The organism is Litoribacillus peritrichatus (genome assembly GCF_039537985.1).
Lineage (GTDB): Bacteria > Pseudomonadota > Gammaproteobacteria > Pseudomonadales > Litoribrevibacteraceae > Litoribacillus > Litoribacillus peritrichatus.
The window spans coordinates 287,392-305,809 of sequence record NZ_BAABBN010000015.1; the positions used below are offsets into that span (position 1 = coordinate 287,392).

An 18,418-nucleotide genomic window follows, 5' to 3' on the forward strand; every position below is an offset into this window, starting at 1 on the left:
CAGTACTTTTAGGTAGTTGGAAAATGATGACTCAGTCACTTTTTTACGACTTAAGTATAAACTGTGTACGCAAATTGCTATGAGCTAATCAATTGATTTTTAAGTCAAAGGTTGTTCATACGCGAAGGAGCCACAATGAACTACGACAAGTCCATGATTGATCTGATTCAAGAGATTCGACGGCGCGCTGATTCTGAAGACAAACCGGGCATTAAATTGGCTAATCCAGAGCTATTTAATGAATTAATCCCCATTTATCAGGGCTCAGACGATGCGATTCTGAAAGCCTTGACGAAAGAGTTGTTTCATAAAGCAGGGGAAGGTTGGTCTCAAAAACTTGAGGCTGGCGAAATTTCAGAGGATAAGTACGTTACTAAAGTTTATCGAGGTCGTGTTCAGTTAGTGAGCGCTAAGCTGGATGAAAGCACTGAAGTGGTGCGAGACAAGCCAAAAAAAATGTACAGAGGGCGAGTGGTTGCCTGATGTTTGCGCAAAATTAATCGGACGAATAATTCTGAATTAAGATTGCACCAATTAAGTTCGGTTTTGTGGCTGATATACGCAAACAGCAGAGATAAGAGGTGAGTTCTTTATTTTTTGCTAGAATTTAGAGAGGTTTGATAATCGAAGATGCACAAATTTGGACTCGGTTATCTGAAGGCAAGAACGTGATCTGATTGCTGTATGGGCGCCGAGCATATGAAGTGTATGAGCTTAGTGTTAATTGTTTTTTCACCGTTGCTTTTTGCTGAAACTTATCTTTGTCGTGGAGATGCAGGTGCCGGAGTAGAAAACGGAGGGCCTGCCGGTATACAGTCTCTGATATACGATGTTTCCAAGTTTCAGTTACGTCTCTCAAATGAGCGGGGTCATTGGTCGTTGACTGAAAATAACGACGCTTCTCCCATCTTTGAGCATTGCGAATCTCAGTATCGCTGTGTGCCGGAAGAAGGCTTTTTCGGGGTGTTTTACATGACAAAAAGTCATGTGTTCACGTATGTGATTCAAAAAGCCTATGGCCACGATTTAAGCTGGCAGATTTTATATTCCATTAAAGGTCGTTGCGAATTGGTTAATGAGGTAAGCCATTAAATGGTGTGTTGTTACTGACACATACTGTCAGTGTCTTTTGAGAGTATTGCTTTAGTATATTTAATTTCACTCTTCAGAAGAGACAACGTATGGCAGAGCCCCTTAAACATCGATTTGGCCCCGAGATTCCCGAAAAAATATCTGCAATGATTGTGGAGGTTTATCCAGAATTTACGGTGAATGATTTTCTCGAATTTTGTCTTTCTGATTACCAAGCCCTGGAGCTGAAAGCGCGTGCATTGCGAATTGCGCAAGGGTTTAAAGCGACTTTGCCTGATTCATACCCGGAAGCGATAAAGATTTTGGTTCATTCGTTGGGCGAAAAACTGACCAAAACGGATGACTTCGGCATGAGCCCATTTGTGTACTTTCCTCACGTGTTGTTTGTGTCGGAATACGGTTTGGAGCATTTTGAGGAATCCATGGCCGCGCAATACGAATTAACTCAACGTTTTTCGGCGGAATTCAGCATTCGGGCATTCATTGAGAAATATCCTGAAGATACTATGGCGCGGCTGGCAGAATGGGCGCTTGATCCGGACGTGCACATTCGTCGTTTGGCCTCAGAAGGGACGAGACCCAGATTGCCTTGGGCGCAACGCTTGCCGATCTTTCAAAAAGATCCACAGCCTGTATTGAAAATATTGGAATTGTTAAAGGATGATCCTGAACTATTCGTGCGCCGTTCGGTGGCAAATAACTTGAATGACATTGGCAAAGATAATCCTCAGGTGCTGGTGGATGTGGCTGAACGTTGGATGGTCGGAGCCTCGGCTGAGAGACAGTGGATTGTTCGGCATGCACTGAGGTCTGCAGTGAAACGCGCGGAGCCCAAAGCGTTGGCGATTCTGGGCTATCAACCATCGGAAAATCTGGAAGTGGTTTCAGTTAAGATAACGCCGACGAAAGTTAACAAAGGTGAGTCGGTGACGGTTTGCTTTACGTTGAAAAATAACGGTTCACTCCAACAGTCGGTCATGGCGGATTTCAGCATTCACTTTGTGAAAGCCAACGGTAAAACCAGCCCGAAAGTGTTTAAGATGAAATCACTCCAACTTGGGCCGAATGAACAGGTAACTTTGAGTAAAAAGGTATCTTTGGCTGAGATGACCACCCGGAAACATTATCCGGGTGTGCATAAAGTGGATGTGATCTTAAATGGCGTCACACATCCGTTAGGGCAGTTCGAGTTAATGGCCTTGGAAGCTATTGAGGAGAGTTTGTCCTAACAGGTTGTTGCTTTTCTATCTGTGTTGCCTTAACAGTGTTAAAATCAGGCTCAAAGTGCTCATTTATGATTATAATACCCAAGGGGCACACAGACTCCGCTTTTTCGTCTGATTTTGCCTTGTTAAGCCTGCCTCGATAACGAAAATCAACAGCCTACTAGGGCTTATATTCAATCGGCGCCAACTCTCCATTTTCTGAGCCGTTCTCATCTTCGTTGTTTTGATTGACGGCTCCGCTTGAATAGCCTTCCGTTTGTTTTTGAAGCGTTTCTTCCTGATCTGTTTCTGGCTCAGGATTTCGGGCTTTCAGCGCTTGTACTAAGGCCCTGCACTGATGGGCTTGCTTTTCCATATTTGGCAGCTCGTCCAGTTCATTCGCAAGTAATTCATATGCCGGAATTAAATGCAGAAAACTCGGGTCTGATTTATGTAAGCCGTATAACAGTTTCACTGCTTGTTTGGCATTGCCATTGTTGGAGCAGGCTTTGGCCAGTTCAAATCGAAGCCGAGCCGCTTCCGGCTGATAGTTCGGCAAGGCAAGGATGACTTTCTGATAGTCGATGTAGAGGGTTCGTGTGTGGTGGTTGCGAACCAAAAAGCTGAAGTAATTTTCGAAACAAAGTTGTGCTTCCGCTTGTTTGGCCGGGTCTGAGCGGTGTGCCGGTAGCTGTGACAAAGTAAACCGGAAGTAATCTGCGTTTAAATGGCTGTTGTCTTTAAACCGGAGAATGGATTCTTTGAGTGTGCTGTTGGCTTCCTGCCAGCGTCCTTCTTTGATCATCACATGAACACGGGCACTGATTTTTTCAGCCTCCGGACGAATCTGTGTCGCATTACTGTCTTCAAGGTCTGCGGTATAACCCAGTTCATGCTGATACTGGAAAATCATATATCCCATGATATGGAAGGTGACCACAAAATAGTAATTGGCCACTGCGGATTGAAACACCAGTGTCAGAGCGTTTTGCTGATAAATAATCAGGTCGCTCAAAATACCCACCGACGTCATCATGATCAGAATGATTCCGAGTATTAAGCAGTAAGGCAGGCCTATCCGGGAGATTAAGCCAATGATTTGCAATGGGTTAATGGCGTCTAATAAGTTCTCGGTGATGGCATACAAAATGATGATGGCAGGGAACACGGCGATCAACAGAAACCCCAGTAAACTGCCAAACGCCGGGTTGAGATAAATGTAGGCGGAGATGGCAATGACACTTAACCCGGTAATAATCAGGGCCAGCTTAAACACCAGTAAAATACTGCCTTCGTAAGATTCACTGAAATCCGGCGGGGTCATTTTTCCCTTCGCGGTAGCAGACAAACAATTGAAGCAGTATTTGATGATGACGGCCGCGCCAATCAGGTTTAGTGCAACCATCAACGGCAAGGATAAATACGCAGCAAGAGTGGTCATCAGTGATATAAGGCCAATCATCACCAGCACTTCGGTGGCTAACGGGTATTTAAACGCTACATCAATGCGTCGCCAGAAAGGAAGCACATCCGCTGTCACCCCGACCGAGGTCACTTCACTGCCACAGCACAAACAACGGTGTTTGGTGGCGTCCCGGCCTTCGTCAATGCAGGTTTTGCACAAGTGACTTTCGCAGTGGTTGCAATAAAAACGGGCTGCATTTAAAGGGTGGTATTTACAGTAAGACATTACAGACTCCCCAATGTGTTTTGATCCGCAATGGCTTGGTAGTGTTTAGCTTTGGCTTTGTTTTTCTGCTTCTCAAATAGGAACGACAACTTTTGGGCGAGGCCGATTAAGGCCGGGTCATTGGGTTGTTTGTCGTGTAGCCGGTTGAACAGGGTTTCTACTTGGGTAAGGTTGTCCGGTGTTAAGATGTTGATCGCCAGTTTTACGCTGCTTTTCACATCGACGTTCTCGTGCAGGGGTTCGCTTTCTTCCCAGGCTTTGGCTAACTGTTGAACCTGCTGAGCGGAGAAAGGACGCACCTGAATCAGCGCTAACAAGTGATTCAAACGAGAGGTTTTCCCCAGCGCCTGTGATATGTGGTAACTGAGCAAGCTCAGCTCAAATTCCTCACCGTATTCTTTTTGATGCAGGTCTATGGCTTTGAGTGCCTGGTCGAATCTGAAGTGATCAATATGAGCGTATATTTTGGCCAGTGACTGCTGCTCTGCGGGCAGCTGTTGATCTTCTTCCACGTACTCGTTGTTGATTAAATCCGGTTTGAATTTATAACAGAACGCCATCAGTAAGCCGCCCCCGATAAAACCGCCGGTATGACACATGAAGGCCACGCCCGAATTGGGATTAAAATAAAAGTCCAACAACTCTTTACCTATGTAAAAGGGCAGAATTAACAGCGCGGGTGCCCGGAAATATCCGGCAAAGACAAAGATCCAATAAAAGAATTCGATTTTGCGTAACCGGAATATACCCAGGTACATGGCCATGACTCCGGATATCGAACCCGAGGCGCCCACCAAAGGCACCTGACTGCTTAAGTCTATGACCGCATACAACAGGCCACCAATAACACCGGATGCCAGGTAGAGGCCAAGAAACAGCCAGGCACCCAGTGCGGCCTCAACGGCAAACCCACAAAAGATCAAAAAGAACAGGTTACCGAGTAAGTGATAAAAGTCGCCATGCAGGAACTGGTAACTGATTAAGGTAACAGGGTTTAAGGTCTCAGGAATTACCCCCCCCTGGAAGCTACTGATGGAATAGAAGTAGTCATCCACTTCTTGTCGGCGTCGTTTCCAGTTGGGGAAATCGTCGTTCACCCGGTAAGGGTCGAAAACCAGTTGCTCCTCATGGTTCAGAATGTATTGATAAAACGCATCATCGCCCACAATGTATTCAATGACGTCGTAGTAGTATTCTTCGGAATAGGCCTGACGTAAGCCGGTTAACAGCTCTTTTTCATTTTCTTCGAGTAAATAATTCTGAAACGCAGGCCATTCGGATTGAAGCAGGTTGTTGCGGTCGTAGGCTTCTAATGCATTGTTGTACTTAGTGTCATCGGCCGATTGGTAAAGGAAAAATACCAGGATATTTAAGAGCGCAATGCTGAATAACATGATAGGCGCATGTTTCCAGTCAAAGCGTTTTTCAGTGGGTAAAACAATCATGCTAATCCCTAGCGCGTAGAGTGACAAAACAGGAGTAAGAGGCAATTTTAAATGTTTTGGCGTTGCGCTTCTATCCGCCATTTCACCTTTTGACGAACAGCACTTGAGGCTAAGGCCGACTCTGTTTTTTGGCGTGCTCCGGCGGCTCTTTGAGGTGTCAGCCTGAGCTGTGTTTGGTTCAGTAATTCAACGGAATCAATGGATTGCTGGCTGTGGCTGATTTTCCTGTGAACAGGGCCTCAATTTATCTGGTGTAAAATTAATCCATGCGCGAAAAGGTGATGTCGTCAAACGATTTCATGGTCGGCCGTTTATATGCTTTAAAAAAGTCAAAAGGAGTGACGTGATGAAGATCTTAATGATTCCCTTAAATAAGTGGTTACTGAACCGTTGGATGGTTTTGCTGATGATGTTTGTCTTCAAGGCTCATGCGGTTGAAACCATTATGTCACCTCAGGACGGCGAATACGCGAATGCTTCCCGGTGTGCTTACAATCATGCTTACCAAGAGAACTGGCACAACGACAGTTATCAGTACATCGTCGATAACGCCGCTGGTTGTTATGTATTGATTGACCCCTTTGAACTGGAAGGCAGCCAAGCGGAGATGGCCAATCAGGTTTCAGCCATCAAAGCTCAATGGGACATTAAAGGTGTTCGTAACGAAGTGGGTTGTTATATCAGCGTAGGCACCGCCGAGAATTGGCGGGAAGACTTTGCCCAACTGCAACCTTTTAGCGTGACCAAACAGTGGGGTGAATGGGCCGGTGAATACTTCATCAAAGACCTGGACGGTGCGCTCCCGATTATGAAACAACGGATTGATCGGCTCGCTGCGTTCGGTTGTGATTGGGTTGAATACGACAACATGGATTGGATGGAAGACGAGGACTACGCCAGCACTTACGGTTATATCGCCGATCCGGTGCAGGGCTATCTTTATATGGAAGCCTTGTGTGAACACACTCGCGGTCAGGGCATGCTGTGTATGTCTAAAAATACCCGAGGAGTATTTGGCCAGCATATGGATGGGGTAACGTTTGAGAGTTATGGCAACGAACGGGACGATGACGGCGTCATTGGAAACCACTGGTGGCCCAAGCAGGACCTGATTGATTTTCTGAATGAAGAGAAGCTGGTATTGATCAACCATTACCATGAAGATGACTGCACCGGTTTATACAGTAAAGAGGTGATCAGCCAATACGGAGAAAAGTCGGATTTGATTTCTCTGATTTGTGAGTCGGAATATCTGAGCAGTCATCAAGCGACGTCTTATCGTCACTATAATGAACACGGCTTGGGCGGTGTGCCGCCTGCGCCACCACAGATCGTACAGGCAGAAGCTCAGTTGGTGGGCAACGCTTTGGATAATTCGGACGTTCAATATGATGAAGTGGTGGTGGTTTCCTGGGACGACAAAACAGAACGAACCTCGGGTGTTGAAGATTACACGTTAAGCGCGGACATTCCGGCAGGGGTGGAACAAGTCTGGTTGCGGGTTTGCACCGATAACCCGAACCGAAGCCACAACCAATATACGGTTAATGGCGTTGAATTGTCTTTTCCTTACAGCGACTCCTGGCAGTGGCTAAAAGTATCTGCCTCGGAGACATTGACGGTGGCATTTGATACCACCAATACTTATCTTGACCGGATCGGTTACACAGACTCTCTTATTTCAGAAACGGAGTTGAACGTACTCCACTCCCCAACTTACTGTGCCTGGGCTTCCAAGGACGAAAACGGAGGCTTTGACCCCGTCATCGAGCCAGTGGTAGTGGAGGCTGAAGATCAGAACGTCGGCAATGGCTTGGACGGCAATGACGAACAGGACAACGAAGGCGTGGTTGTGACCTGGCGAAATCTGGATGAGCGGCGACCACGTAAAAACTACCACTTAATTGCTCAAGTACCTGCCGATATGAGCACGGCTTGGTTAAGAGTCTGTACGGATAATCCACAATATCAAAACCGTTTTACCATCAATGATGTTCCGCATGAGTTTGAATACAGTGCTTTATGGCAATGGATAAAAGTGTCTGACGCAGTGGGTGATCAACTGGTGGTTTCCCTGGAAACGACGGACACCTACCTTGACCGGATTGCTTTTGATCAAGGGCTTGCTTCCGACAATCAAATTTTAACGTACCTGAATGACGTGTATCCAAACGACAGTAATGGCTGTATTTGGGCCACCCGTTAACGTTTTTTGAATTGTAATTGGGTAAGCTATCGCAAAATCTGAGGTAGTACTTTAAATAACAGACAGGGCAGTTTTGGAACTATTCAGGGTCTTAAAGTTTAAGTCATACTCAGCATAAATTCAGACGTATCATGGAAGGTAACTATGGCTCAGGTTCAGTTGGTTGTAAAAACACTGAAGCGCTTATTAAAACAGCAAGGGTTAAACTACAAGGACGTGGCGGATGCCATTGGTTTGAGTGAAGCCAGTGTGAAACGCATTTTTTCCGAAGGCAGTTTTTCGCTGGATCGGCTGGACGCAATTTGTGGGCTGATGGAGTTGGAGTTAAGCGATTTGTTTTCCGAAGTGAAAAAACAACAGCATCGGATTTCACAGTTAACCGAAGATCAGGAAAAACAGCTGGTGGCGAATGAAGGTTTGTTCATCGTCGCCAACAGCGTGTTGAATCGCTGGGATTTTGAAACTATACAGGCGGTGTATCAATTTACCGACCATGAGTTGATTCAACATCTGGCGCAGCTGGATCGGCTGAAATTGATTGAGCTTCAGCCCGGAAATCGGATCAAACTGATTGTCGATCGTAACTTCAATTGGATTAAATATGGCCCGATTCAGCGCTTTTTTGAACAGAGAATGCAGGCCGAGTTTTTACAAAGCCGATTTAACCAGCCGGGTGAGAAGCGGGTTTTTGTCAATGGCATGATATCCCGTTCTTCGAATCGACTGCTTCAGGAAAAAATCATTCGGCTGGTGGATGAGTTTAATGAACGGCATTCGATTGATGAAGAACTGCCGATTGAGGAGCGATTTGGCTCCAGTATGTTGATTGCAATCAGGCATTGGGAACCGGAATTTTTCGAAAAGAAACGTAACCGCCCGGATACACGTCGATTTTAAGTGGTTTTTTAGCGTTTGCGTTATTGTTCAGCACTTGAGTTGCGCTGATTTTAAGCGCTACTATTCGCATTTTATGCGCAATTTTGTTGAATATTGAGGCTCTTTAGTTATGCGAACTGCCATCATCACCCGCGAAGGTTATTTAAAATTAAAGCAGGAGCTGGATTACCTATGGCGGGTGGAGCGTCCTGAAATTACCGAGAAAGTCACCTGGGCTGCCGGTTTGGGAGATCGCTCTGAGAACGCAGATTATCAGGAAAACAAGCGCAAGTTACGTTCGATTGATCGCCGTGTTCGGTATTTAAGTAAGCAGATTGAAAACCTCAAAGTCGTTGATTACTCGCCACAACAAGAAGGCAAAGTGTATTTTGGTGCCTGGGTAGAAGTGGAAGACGAAGAGGGTGAACGTAAAAAGTTCCGCATTGCCGGCTACGATGAAATTTTTGAACGAATGGATTACATCTCGGTGGATACGCCAATGGCCAGAGCCTTGATCGGTAAGGAAGTGGACGATGAGGTGATGGTTCGTTCGCCTGAGGGCGAGCGTTATTGGTCGGTGGTGTCCATTACTTATCCGTCTGATAAAAATTGAGCGTGTGGTTAGATAATTAACGTATTATCTTGCAAAACGCTCGGTTTTAATGATAATGACAATCATTCTTATTGGTCTGGCGTAAACCTCGGCGTTTCATGTCTGGCTGATTGTTATTGTACAGCCAGGGATTACGCGGATGATGACAAAACAGAATGAAGCCATTAATGTCTTGTATTGCGAGCATAATGATTGGCTGAAAGGGTGGTTGTGTAAAAAACTGGGATGCTCTCATCACGCCGCCGACATGGCACAGGATACCTTCATTCGTGTGCTCACCTCTGCGCCCAGTCTAAGTACCATCAAAGAACCCAGAGCCTATTTAACTACTGTTGCGGGTCGCTTGATCATTGATAACGCGCGCCGTAAAAAAATTGAGCAATCTTATCTGGAAAACTGGGCCGCACTGCATGGAGAGTCGGCACTGGCCCCGTCTTCGCAGGACTTGGTTGAAGTGGTTGAGTTGCTGGTGGAAGTCGCCAATCTTTTAGATGGTCTGCCGGAGAAACCGCGCCAGGCATTTTTAATGAGCCGTCTCGAAGGCCTGACCTACAGTGAAATTTCTGATCGGCTGGGCGTTTCCGTCAGCATGATTAAAAAATACGTCGCTCAGGCCATGCTGCATTGTTTTGATCTGTTTAATGCCTGATCTGTTAAATGCTTAACCGCTTGAATGAATTGGTTAAATTAATTTGTTGGTTTTATGAAACGATCCGGCTCGAACCCCGCATCTCGAATGACGTCAGCTCCCAGTCGCGAAACGATTGAGCAGGCAGCGCAATGGCATTCAACTCTCCATTCGGGGGAGGTGACCGAGCAAGAGCGTTCAGATTTTGAGCGTTGGCATGATGCGCATCCAGATCATCAAAGCGCTTATCAACAGCTGGATGCTCTGTGGTCTCGGTTTGACCTTATGACGCCAGATTTACGAGAACCGGCCGGTTCCGTACTCAATAAAGTCCTGAGTGAAGAGAAGAGCCGCAACAGGTTGCGAACACCAAACCTGGTGTTGGGCTTTTCATTGGTCGCGGCTTACTTCATTGGCTTGCAGTCCGGAATGTTCACGCATTTATCAGCGGACTACGTGACCGCTGTTGGTGAGCGACAAACCATATCATTAAGTGATGGCAGCCAGTTGGTGCTTAATACCAACAGTGCGGTTGAGGTGCAGTTTGATGCAGAAACGCGTCGCTTGGTGCTTCAAAAAGGGGAGTTGTGGGTGGACGTATCCAAAGACCCGAACCGGCCATTCGTTGTGGAAACCGACACAGGCACAGCAAGAGCATTGGGAACGCAATACAGCGTTCGGGAGACGGGAGATGCTATGGCCGTGTTGGTGACTGAATCGCAAGTTGAGGTATGCCATGGCCAGCCAGAGCGATTGGATGCCTTGTCTCCTTTTTGTGTGACAACTCAGCAAGGTCAGCTAACGACGGTGCAGAAAGATCGGGTGGATGGCCCGAAAGCCGCAGAAACGCTTGGGTTGACCGCCTGGAAACAGGGCCGGCTGGTCGTTGATAACTGGCCCTTGGAAAAAGTGTTGGCGGAAGTGGCTCGTTATCGACCCGGGGTGCTGCACTACAATGCAGGTGCTTTGAGTGGCTTGCAGGTTTCGGGTGTTTTTTCTCTGGATGACACCGATCAGGCGTTGGCCTTGCTGAGTGAAAATTTACCGATTCAGGTGGACCGTTACACGCGCTATCTGACGGTGATTCGAAAAAATAAGTAGCCTCAAACTTTCCATATTAAGCCTGTATGCTTCGATCCCTGTACCGAGGCAGGCTTTAAGTTGCCTGACGGGTTGTTTTCTTTCCTTCCTTTTTACTGCTTTTGTTCGTCCTTCTCAGTATTTGTCTCTCTTTATCAGAAAGTTTTTTTATTTTCGCTGTCCCTTTTTTCAACTTGCTCGTCATTATTTATAAATCAATCAAATAGAAATGAGAATTATTAATGTTTCGAGTATTGAAGCCTTTGGTTATGTTGGGCTTGGCACTGAGTTGGGTGGGGATGGCATTTGGGGAAGACACAGGTCAGCGGGGTGTCCCTCGTTATCAATTTGATATTCCGGCAGGTGAATTGGCTCCGGCTTTAAACCGGTTTGCGCTGACTGCGAAGTTGGTGATGTATTTTGATCCGGCCATTGCTCAGGGCAAAACCACCATTGGCCTGAAGGGAGAGTACAAGGTATCGGAAGGGTTTGCGGTGTTGCTCAGTGGCAGTGGTTTGATCGCTCAACGTAAAGGTGTGGATCACTACGCGATTGAGTCATTGTTATCGGGCGTTGCTCAAAATGATGGTTCGATTGTGACTCTGGACTTGTTGAAGGTCTATGGCAAAGCCGAACAGGACGAAGTGTATGCAACGCCTGCTTCCGTCAGTACGGTGAGTCGCGAACAAATGGCCCGTATGCCGGCAAGGAACACCTCTGATGTGTTGGCAAGTACGTCCGGCGTGTATACCTCTCAAAGTCGTCAGGACCCTGGTGTTTCCATCAACATCCGAGGCCTTCAGGACTTTGGCCGGGTGAATACGATGATCGACGGAACCCGTCAGAACTTTCAAAAAAGTGGCCACGGTTCCAATGGTTCGGTTTATATGGACCCGGAATTATTGGCCGGAGTGGATGTTTCCAAAGGGCCTTCTTCTGGTGTGGGCGGTGCCGCTGTCATTGGCGGGGTGGTGAACTTTCGAACATTGGAGTTTGATGATTTAATGGCCGAAGGGGCTTCTCAAGGGGGGCGACTAAAACTCACTACCGGTTCCAATGCTTATCACTTCTCCGGGAATTTGGCGGCTGCGGCCAAACTGTCCGACAACGTTGAAATCGTGGCGGCTATCGGACGTAAACACATAGGTGCTTTCGAAAAAGGTGATAAAGGCGGCAATGCTGAAAGGGAAAATACGGAGCTTGATTCTTACTGGACCGGTCGCAGCCAGTTTACCGGTCAGGATCAGTGGTCTGGTTTGCTGAAAGGGAGTTGGTCTTTTGCGGACGACCATAAAATTAAGTTCAGCTACATCGGTTTCAAGAGTGAGTTTGAGGAAGGCAGCAGAACGGCGGTGGCTGATAATCAAGAGCAAACCGGTGGTGAAAACGCGACCAGTGAGAATACAGTAACAACCGACACTTTTCTGACCAATTACCAATGGCAGCCGTTGAATGATTTGATCGACCTGAAAGCCAGTGTGTATTACACCCGAACGCAAAATGATCAGTTCCGTCCGGAATCTCAAAACCCAGCTGACCCTTATGGTGAGTTTACCATCTTGTATGAAACCAATACTTTGGGCGGTTCGTTACAAAATCATTCAATAGTGGATTTACCGGAACAGCAGGCGGTGATCAACTTCACCTACGGTACAGAATTCTTTTACGACTGGACCCGGCCTGAAAGTGAAAAGGAAACAGCAGGTAATGGTCGGGAAGAGTGGTTTTCCGGGCCAACCCCTGAAGGTGATCGCTGGTTAACCAGCGTGTTTGCACAGGTGGAGTTTTCACACGCCAGTGGTCTCGATCTTATTGCAGGCTTGCGTTATGACTACTTCACGCTGGAAGGCGAAGGTGAAATGAAAGTCGGCTCAGTGCCCAACCCCCCTGGGGTTACGCCTCGGGAGACTGAGCTTCGCAGTGCTTTCAGTGTCTCTCGCCACAAAGGGTATTTTTCTCCGACGCTGACGGCGGCTTATCAGCTCAACGACAGTCTTCAGGTATTTTCCAGTTACGGGTTGGGTGTCCGACCGCCGTCCATTACCGAAACGCTCATGTGGGGCGAGCATGTGGGTGGCAGCTTTCCTTTCTTTCCTAATCCGGGGTTAGAAGCCGAGCGTTCATTCAACTTTGAAGTGGGTGCCAACATCCGTTCGAAGCAGGTCTTCACCGCTGGTGACCGTTTTAATGTGAAAGCGGCATGGTTTGATAATCGTATCGAACACTTCATTACGCAGGCTTCGATCATGGGGCCGGGGGCGGTTGAGAAGAACTCTGTGTCCAATGCTTTTGTGAATTTAGACGACGACGTTCGTTTTTACGGGGTTGAAATTCAAGCCGAATACGACAGCGATGTGTTCTTTGGTGAATTCAGCTGGACGCGTACCCACAGCGATTTAGGCCAGGGCGGTTACGACCCTTTTCCTCTGGGCAGTCTGGTTGGGTTTCCGGCCACAAATCATGGAGACGCCAATGGTGGTGGGGTGTTGTACGTTCTTCCTCCCATTAAAAAAGCGGCTTTGTCCGGTGGCGTTTATTTTATGGACAAAGCACTTACGTTTGGGCTTCGAGTCCGAATGGAGGACAACGACGGCCGAGGCGGCGGCAGTTATCAAGATGCAGTCGATTGGCAGATATACGACGCCTGGGCCAATTACAAAGCCGCTTCGTGGTTAACCTTCAACCTGGCTGTGGATAACTTTACGGATCGGAATTACGCCGAACTCAACGGTCTGTCTTATTGGATTGCGCCAGGCCGAACCGCCACTGGTACCGCAACGCTGACATTTTAATCAATCCGTTTGTTCAAACAATTTACAACGCACAGAGCACTTAATTTAGCACTGACATAAGGAAATAATAATGAATCAACTTGCTACCCGTAATTTTGATCCTACCCGTAATTTTGATCCTACCCGTAATTTTGATCCTACCCGTAATTTTGGTTCTTCTCGTAATTTTGGTCCTACTCGTAGCTTTGGTCAACGCTCGGGCCGACTTTCACTGGGTTTGGCCATTATGTTGGCCAGTGGCTCGGTATTTGCGAATTTAACGCCGGACGTTTTGCACACATTCAGTTTGGAACAGGCCACGGGCAACGATGGTGAATTGGTGGGCGCCAAGCCTCATACGCCACCTGTTTACAACCCGGTTGATGGCAAGCTGTATGGGGTGACCCCATCAGGGGGCTTAATGGGGGCATTTAGTACTCAGTATCGTTTTACGCCTGGGGCTGAAAACAGTGATTACGAGTCGACTTCTAACAGCCTTAATGTTGTGGGCGGCTTTCATACCGGCTTAGTGGTGGATGATGCCGGGGCGGTGTTTGGTGGCGCCAACCCGCTTACTTTGCCTTTTCCTCTCCCTATCCCTACTCATGATACCGGAATGTTGTTTCAGTGGACTGACGCAGATGGTTTAACCAATGCCTTTCCGGATGAAAATACCGACGCCGATTATGGTGACGCTTTTAAACCTCGTGGCCTACTTGCTGTGGACGAAACCAATAATATCTACTTTGGCGGAGGTTCAGGTCGTATTGGTATGTCGCTGTTTCGTCGTACAGCGGCAGGCGCCCTTGAGCAGCTGGTGGATTTCTCTAATGAAGAATACGTTCAGGGTGCGGGTAGCTCGGCGATTTATCTGAAAGGTCAACACCCGGCGGCTGTGGTATTCAGTGAGCAGGATCAGGCAGTTTATGGGTTGGCAGTTCAGATCAATTCAGCTGGTGCAGGTGACCCTACGGAGGTGCCGGACGGAGATGAAGCAGCAGGCACATTATTCAGAGTCAACGCGGCAGACTTTACAGCCGACGGTTCCAGCCCGGTTGAAGTATTGCATACCTTTGCCAGAAACGCAGAAGGTGCTGTGCTTGCAGAAGTGGATACTCAGCATGCGTTAATTGAAGCAGGGGATTGGTTGTACGGAACGTCGGAAAAAGCGGTTTGGCGAATAAAAAAAGGCGATCCTGCGTCTTTCATGCTCTTACACGAGTTCGGTAGCGGTAATGGAGTAGAGGCGGATGCAGACGGAGCCGAGCCCTATGGGCCTCTGGTAATGGCCGAAGATGGCAACATTTATGGCACCACCCGCACCGGTTTTGCCAATGACGGCACCGCTCGTGCGGGCACAATTTATCGCATTGTCATAGGTTCACAGGACGACCGTGAAGACGATGCTTATCAGCAGCAACACCAATTTAATGTCGAACAAGGTGGGGCATGGCCTGTGGGGCTGGTGTCTGGCCCATCCGTTGATGGCATTCATACGTTATTTGGTGCTACCGCTCGTGGTGGTTCCGAAGGTGACGCCATTAACCCCAATGACGTGGATGGCCTGGGTGCCGTGTATTCCGTCGCTGTGGCGATTCCGGGCAGCCTGACCCTTGCCTCTGATCAAGCACAAATTACCTTGGGCGAAACCGTGACTTTGACTTGGCAGAGTCAATACCTTCAAACCTGTAATGCAACTGGTGATTGGCAGGATGAAAAGGCCGTCGAAGGCACAGAAACACTGACGCCTGAAGATGCAGGACAACTTACTTTTACCCTGAATTGTCAGGACGTCCACGGTTCAGACGTCACCGCCAGTGTTCAACTAGAGGTGGCTGAAGATCAAGGCAATGCCGCCGGAGATGGCGGCAAGAAACGTTCTGGCGGTTCTTCAGGCGGTGGTTCGATGAACTGGTGGCTGCTTGGTTTGCTTAGCCTAGGCGGTATGTTCGCCCGTCGTCGCAAAAATTCGTTCAAACCTTGAATTGCATGATTCAGATTTCCGGAGTTTCCGGAGTAAACCCCGGCAGTTCATAAGAGCTGCCTTCAATTCAATAAAAAAGGAAAAATAACTATGGCTATTACAGTCACTACAGGCGCAACTTTTGGAAATTACTCAGACATTACAAATGGTTGGAATGATTTGGATTCATTTTTTCCTAGTTTTAATGCGCATTTTCAAATCGCAGACCACAGTGAAAACCCGGGTGCGTTTGCAGGCGAAGAAGATGCCAATCCAGTCGTTGATACCGGCTTCTGGGGCAACATTCTAGGGCCGTTTTCTGGTACTCAATATGTGTTGGAAAGTAAGAGTGCGGAGCTGGATCTTGGTTTTATTGTGGAGGCCGCTGATGGCAGCTACCTCAATTACACCTTCTTCTCCGGCCCGTCACACACCATGTACGGAGAAATCGAATCCATTACTTTCGGTAGTGGTTTGGTGCAGGATGCAACGACGGGTGAGTACAGCTTTACCGAAGATCTGGTCAGTATCGATGGCTTAGATACCATTGGCCTGAACGGTGGACTCGATGCAAATGGTGATGTGATCGGCCGTAAGACCGGTGAAAATGACACCCATAACCTGATCAACTCGCTTAAGGATGGGGATCATACAGAATTAGTTCGCATACTTGATGAAAACGGTTACACCGAAGTCAATCAGTTGGCTGAATTGATGGGCGTCTCTGATGTTTCGGACACTGAACTGGCCTTTGCCGCTTAAAGTGTTGTCATCCAAAGCGCATCCCACTTCCGCGCTTTGAATGACTCAGGTGCATCGCTGCCCAGTGATGCACCTTATTTTAATTCGTTTGAGAGATCAATAGATTGAGACATACCATGAGTTTTCATTTTCCGATGCGCCAGCTGTTTCGTTGCGTGTTTGCTGTTTGTGTTTTGTTTTCTGTGGCTGTTGAGGCGGCAGACGACGTAAAGGTGAATTATCTGACCTCGTTTCATGGCTCGGGCCCTGATATTGATCTGAAAGGTTGGCCACAAGCCAGTAATCCCGCTACTCCGCCAATACTTAACGAAAATGGTCGCCTTATTGGTATGACCCACTCGTATGGGGATGTTTATTCTCTACCGCCAACACCATCCCATTATTTGGTGGATGATAGTTTGTACAAAGAACAAGGCATGGTGTCTCACCCTGGCCTGTTGGTGAAGAGTTCAGTGACGGGGCACTATTATGGTAGCGCGTATGTGGGCCAACGTGATACCGAACTAAGTGCTGGCGCTGTGTTTCGAATGGAATCTGATGGTACAGGGGGGGAGGTCATTGCTTCCAGCGTCGGGGCTGTAGCGTATCCGACGGGTGTAGTGCAACTTGATGATGACGATAATCTTTATGGCCTGGATCGAGGGCCGGAGAATAACGGCCGGATTTTTAAAATTACCAAAGACGGTGCCTTTTCTGTTTTACACACGTTTTCTGCCGGGCCGAGCGGTCAGATGCAGTTCCCCAATGGCATGATTTTGGCGAACAACGGTTGGCTATACGGTGTCACGGCTTACCGACGGGGTACCCCTTACCTAGAGGACACACCGACCGAAGTGGATACCCCGGTGGGTACCCTGTATCGCATTAATCCGGGTGATCCACAAAGTTTTGAAATTTTACACACCTTTATCTTGGCGGAAGGTGAGATTCCCTGGTTTGATTTATCACGTCGTTCCTATGGGCCGAAGCCGGTTTATTTGCCCTTGAAAGGTTTTTTAATGGCGCACTTGATTGAAGCGCCAGACGGTTATTTTTATGGCACTACTTCAATAGGTACTTGTTGGACTGCAGGTGTCTATAACGGTGGTGATATAGCGATTAGAGATGCTCCTTTGTGTAGTGGCAAATATTTCCCTTATTTAAGCTCAGGTGAGTCTGCGATGGTTGGTCCGTACCCTCATTACGATGGCCCTATGACCCATGGTGCCGTGTACCGGATGGCCGCTGATGGCAGTGACTTTACAATCATTCATGAATTCAACGGTGAAGAGGGCAGCCAGCCCAGAGGATACTTAACCATAGCCGATGATGGGTATTTATATGGCACTACCATGAGTGGCGGTTTGTATAAAAACGAACCTGAGTCTTATCGTGAAACTAAGACTTATCCTAATGACCCTGAAGCGTTAACGTACGATGGCACTCTCTACCGGATACGCTTGCCTGAAATCGAACTGGCAAACGATGGCTCAGTATTAAATAGCGGCTTTGAATACTTGCATTCGTTTAAAGGCGGCATTGATGACGACAGTGATGGCAAGCTACCTACCGGCGTGTTGGCTGCTTCAAATGGGCGTTTGTATGGTTCTACCGTCTATGGAGGCCGTGGTTATACCTCAAGTAACGGCATCGTTTGGCAGAATGATATCAAGGGAACCATTTTTGAGGTGGATCTTCAAGGCGACGCTCCGGGTGCCAGTGTTTCTGTCACCGTGACGCCGGGGGTGGCAGCAAAAGGTGAAAACGTTGAAGTAACCTGGTCCAGCAACAGTGCTTCAAACTGCATTGCCAGTGGTGGTGCAGAAAGTGATGGCTGGAGCGGTAATCGGGCCACCGCCGGCAGTATTGATGTCTCCCCAGAACCGGGCACCTACTTTTATATTTTAACCTGTGATGATGACCTGAAAGGGGGGCAAACCAGTGATCTGATTACCTTACGAGTCGAAGAGGATGATGTGATCTCGGTGGGTAACAAGGTTGATTATGGTAACGGCGGTGGCAGTTTGAGTTGGATCTCATTCGTATTGCTTTTACTGTTGGGTGGGGTGAAATCTTTGGTCTTGGTTTTGAAGAGAAACGAGGGCTGA

The 18,418-nt window shown here is 47.7% G+C and carries 14 protein-coding genes; 12 read left to right on the forward strand and 2 right to left on the reverse strand.

Features of this window, described 5'->3' with window-relative positions; translation table 11 throughout:
- Positions 1–135: 135 nt before the first annotated feature.
- The 3 genes from ABD744_RS20730 to ABD744_RS20740 all read left to right on the forward strand — a co-directional run bounded on the left by ABD744_RS20730 (position 136) and on the right by ABD744_RS20740 (position 2,321).
- On the forward strand, positions 136–483 hold the full coding sequence (locus tag ABD744_RS20730) for a hypothetical protein (protein ID WP_344800508.1): 348 nt from the start codon (positions 136–138) through the stop codon (positions 481–483).
- 225 nt (positions 484–708) lie between these two features.
- Positions 709–1,092 carry a hypothetical protein gene (locus tag ABD744_RS20735; protein ID WP_344800509.1) on the forward strand — a complete coding sequence of 128 codons (384 nt, stop codon included), beginning with the start codon at positions 709–711 and terminating at the stop codon, positions 1,090–1,092.
- Positions 1,093–1,181: 89 nt separating this feature from the next.
- Complete coding sequence (locus ABD744_RS20740; protein WP_344800510.1) at positions 1,182–2,321, forward strand: DNA alkylation repair protein; 1,140 nt, start codon at positions 1,182–1,184, stop codon at positions 2,319–2,321.
- Positions 2,322–2,478: 157 nt separating this feature from the next.
- On the opposite strand, the gene ABD744_RS20745 is transcribed toward ABD744_RS20740, so the two are convergent.
- Positions 2,479–3,987, reverse strand: a complete 1,509-nt coding sequence (locus ABD744_RS20745; RefSeq protein WP_344800511.1) for a hypothetical protein — start codon at positions 3,985–3,987, stop codon at positions 2,479–2,481.
- Positions 3,987–5,432 (reverse strand): rhomboid family intramembrane serine protease, encoded by a 1,446-nt coding sequence (locus ABD744_RS20750; RefSeq protein WP_344800512.1) that lies wholly within the window; start codon positions 5,430–5,432, stop codon positions 3,987–3,989. Before ABD744_RS20750 ends, ABD744_RS20745 begins: the two co-directional genes overlap by 1 nt.
- Before the next feature lie 346 nt (positions 5,433–5,778).
- On the opposite strand from ABD744_RS20750, the gene ABD744_RS20755 reads away from it, so the two are divergent.
- The 9 genes from ABD744_RS20755 to ABD744_RS20795 all read left to right on the forward strand — a co-directional run bounded on the left by ABD744_RS20755 (position 5,779) and on the right by ABD744_RS20795 (position 18,418).
- Complete coding sequence (locus ABD744_RS20755) at positions 5,779–7,638, forward strand: endo alpha-1,4 polygalactosaminidase (RefSeq protein WP_344800513.1); 1,860 nt, start codon at positions 5,779–5,781, stop codon at positions 7,636–7,638.
- A 144-nt stretch (positions 7,639–7,782) separates the two neighbouring features.
- Positions 7,783–8,535 carry a helix-turn-helix domain-containing protein gene (locus ABD744_RS20760; protein WP_344800514.1) on the forward strand — a complete coding sequence of 251 codons (753 nt, stop codon included), beginning with the start codon at positions 7,783–7,785 and terminating at the stop codon, positions 8,533–8,535.
- 109 nt (positions 8,536–8,644) lie between these two features.
- A complete protein-coding gene (gene greB / locus ABD744_RS20765; protein ID WP_344800515.1) occupies positions 8,645–9,127 on the forward strand; it encodes a transcription elongation factor GreB in 483 nt (160 codons plus the stop codon).
- Between the two features lie 139 nt (positions 9,128–9,266).
- Positions 9,267–9,776: a sigma-70 family RNA polymerase sigma factor gene (locus ABD744_RS20770; RefSeq protein ID WP_344800516.1), complete on the forward strand. Its 510-nt coding sequence runs from the start codon at positions 9,267–9,269 to the stop codon at positions 9,774–9,776.
- Between the two features lie 87 nt (positions 9,777–9,863).
- Positions 9,864–10,856 (forward strand): FecR family protein, encoded by a 993-nt coding sequence (locus ABD744_RS20775; protein WP_344800517.1) that lies wholly within the window; start codon positions 9,864–9,866, stop codon positions 10,854–10,856.
- A 221-nt stretch (positions 10,857–11,077) separates the two neighbouring features.
- Positions 11,078–13,627, forward strand: coding sequence for a TonB-dependent receptor (locus tag ABD744_RS20780; protein WP_344800518.1), 2,550 nt, complete (start codon positions 11,078–11,080; stop codon positions 13,625–13,627).
- Positions 13,628–13,697: 70 nt separating this feature from the next.
- Positions 13,698–15,590: a choice-of-anchor tandem repeat GloVer-containing protein gene (locus ABD744_RS20785; RefSeq protein WP_344800519.1), complete on the forward strand. Its 1,893-nt coding sequence runs from the start codon at positions 13,698–13,700 to the stop codon at positions 15,588–15,590.
- 90 nt (positions 15,591–15,680) lie between these two features.
- Positions 15,681–16,331 carry a heme acquisition protein HasA gene (locus ABD744_RS20790; RefSeq protein ID WP_344800520.1) on the forward strand — a complete coding sequence of 217 codons (651 nt, stop codon included), beginning with the start codon at positions 15,681–15,683 and terminating at the stop codon, positions 16,329–16,331.
- Positions 16,332–16,447: 116 nt separating this feature from the next.
- On the forward strand, positions 16,448–18,418 hold the full coding sequence (locus ABD744_RS20795; protein ID WP_344800521.1) for a choice-of-anchor tandem repeat GloVer-containing protein: 1,971 nt from the start codon (positions 16,448–16,450) through the stop codon (positions 18,416–18,418).

Coding starts and splice junctions, on each gene's coding strand:
- ABD744_RS20775 (WP_344800517.1), top strand. CDS start 9,864: ATGACGTCAGCTCCCAGTCGCGAAACGATTGAGCAGGCAGCGCAATGG.
- ABD744_RS20730 (WP_344800508.1), top strand. CDS start 136: ATGAACTACGACAAGTCCATGATTGATCTGATTCAAGAGATTCGACGG.
- ABD744_RS20780 (WP_344800518.1), top strand. CDS start 11,078: ATGTTTCGAGTATTGAAGCCTTTGGTTATGTTGGGCTTGGCACTGAGT.
- ABD744_RS20770 (WP_344800516.1), top strand. CDS start 9,267: ATGATGACAAAACAGAATGAAGCCATTAATGTCTTGTATTGCGAGCAT.
- ABD744_RS20790 (WP_344800520.1), top strand. CDS start 15,681: ATGGCTATTACAGTCACTACAGGCGCAACTTTTGGAAATTACTCAGAC.
- ABD744_RS20755 (WP_344800513.1), top strand. CDS start 5,779: ATGAAGATCTTAATGATTCCCTTAAATAAGTGGTTACTGAACCGTTGG.
- ABD744_RS20740 (WP_344800510.1), top strand. CDS start 1,182: ATGGCAGAGCCCCTTAAACATCGATTTGGCCCCGAGATTCCCGAAAAA.
- greB (WP_344800515.1), top strand. CDS start 8,645: ATGCGAACTGCCATCATCACCCGCGAAGGTTATTTAAAATTAAAGCAG.
- ABD744_RS20760 (WP_344800514.1), top strand. CDS start 7,783: ATGGCTCAGGTTCAGTTGGTTGTAAAAACACTGAAGCGCTTATTAAAA.
- ABD744_RS20795 (WP_344800521.1), top strand. CDS start 16,448: ATGAGTTTTCATTTTCCGATGCGCCAGCTGTTTCGTTGCGTGTTTGCT.
- ABD744_RS20735 (WP_344800509.1), top strand. CDS start 709: ATGAGCTTAGTGTTAATTGTTTTTTCACCGTTGCTTTTTGCTGAAACT.
- ABD744_RS20745 (WP_344800511.1), bottom strand. CDS start 3,987: ATGTCTTACTGTAAATACCACCCTTTAAATGCAGCCCGTTTTTATTGC.
- ABD744_RS20785 (WP_344800519.1), top strand. CDS start 13,698: ATGAATCAACTTGCTACCCGTAATTTTGATCCTACCCGTAATTTTGAT.
- ABD744_RS20750 (WP_344800512.1), bottom strand. CDS start 5,432: ATGATTGTTTTACCCACTGAAAAACGCTTTGACTGGAAACATGCGCCT.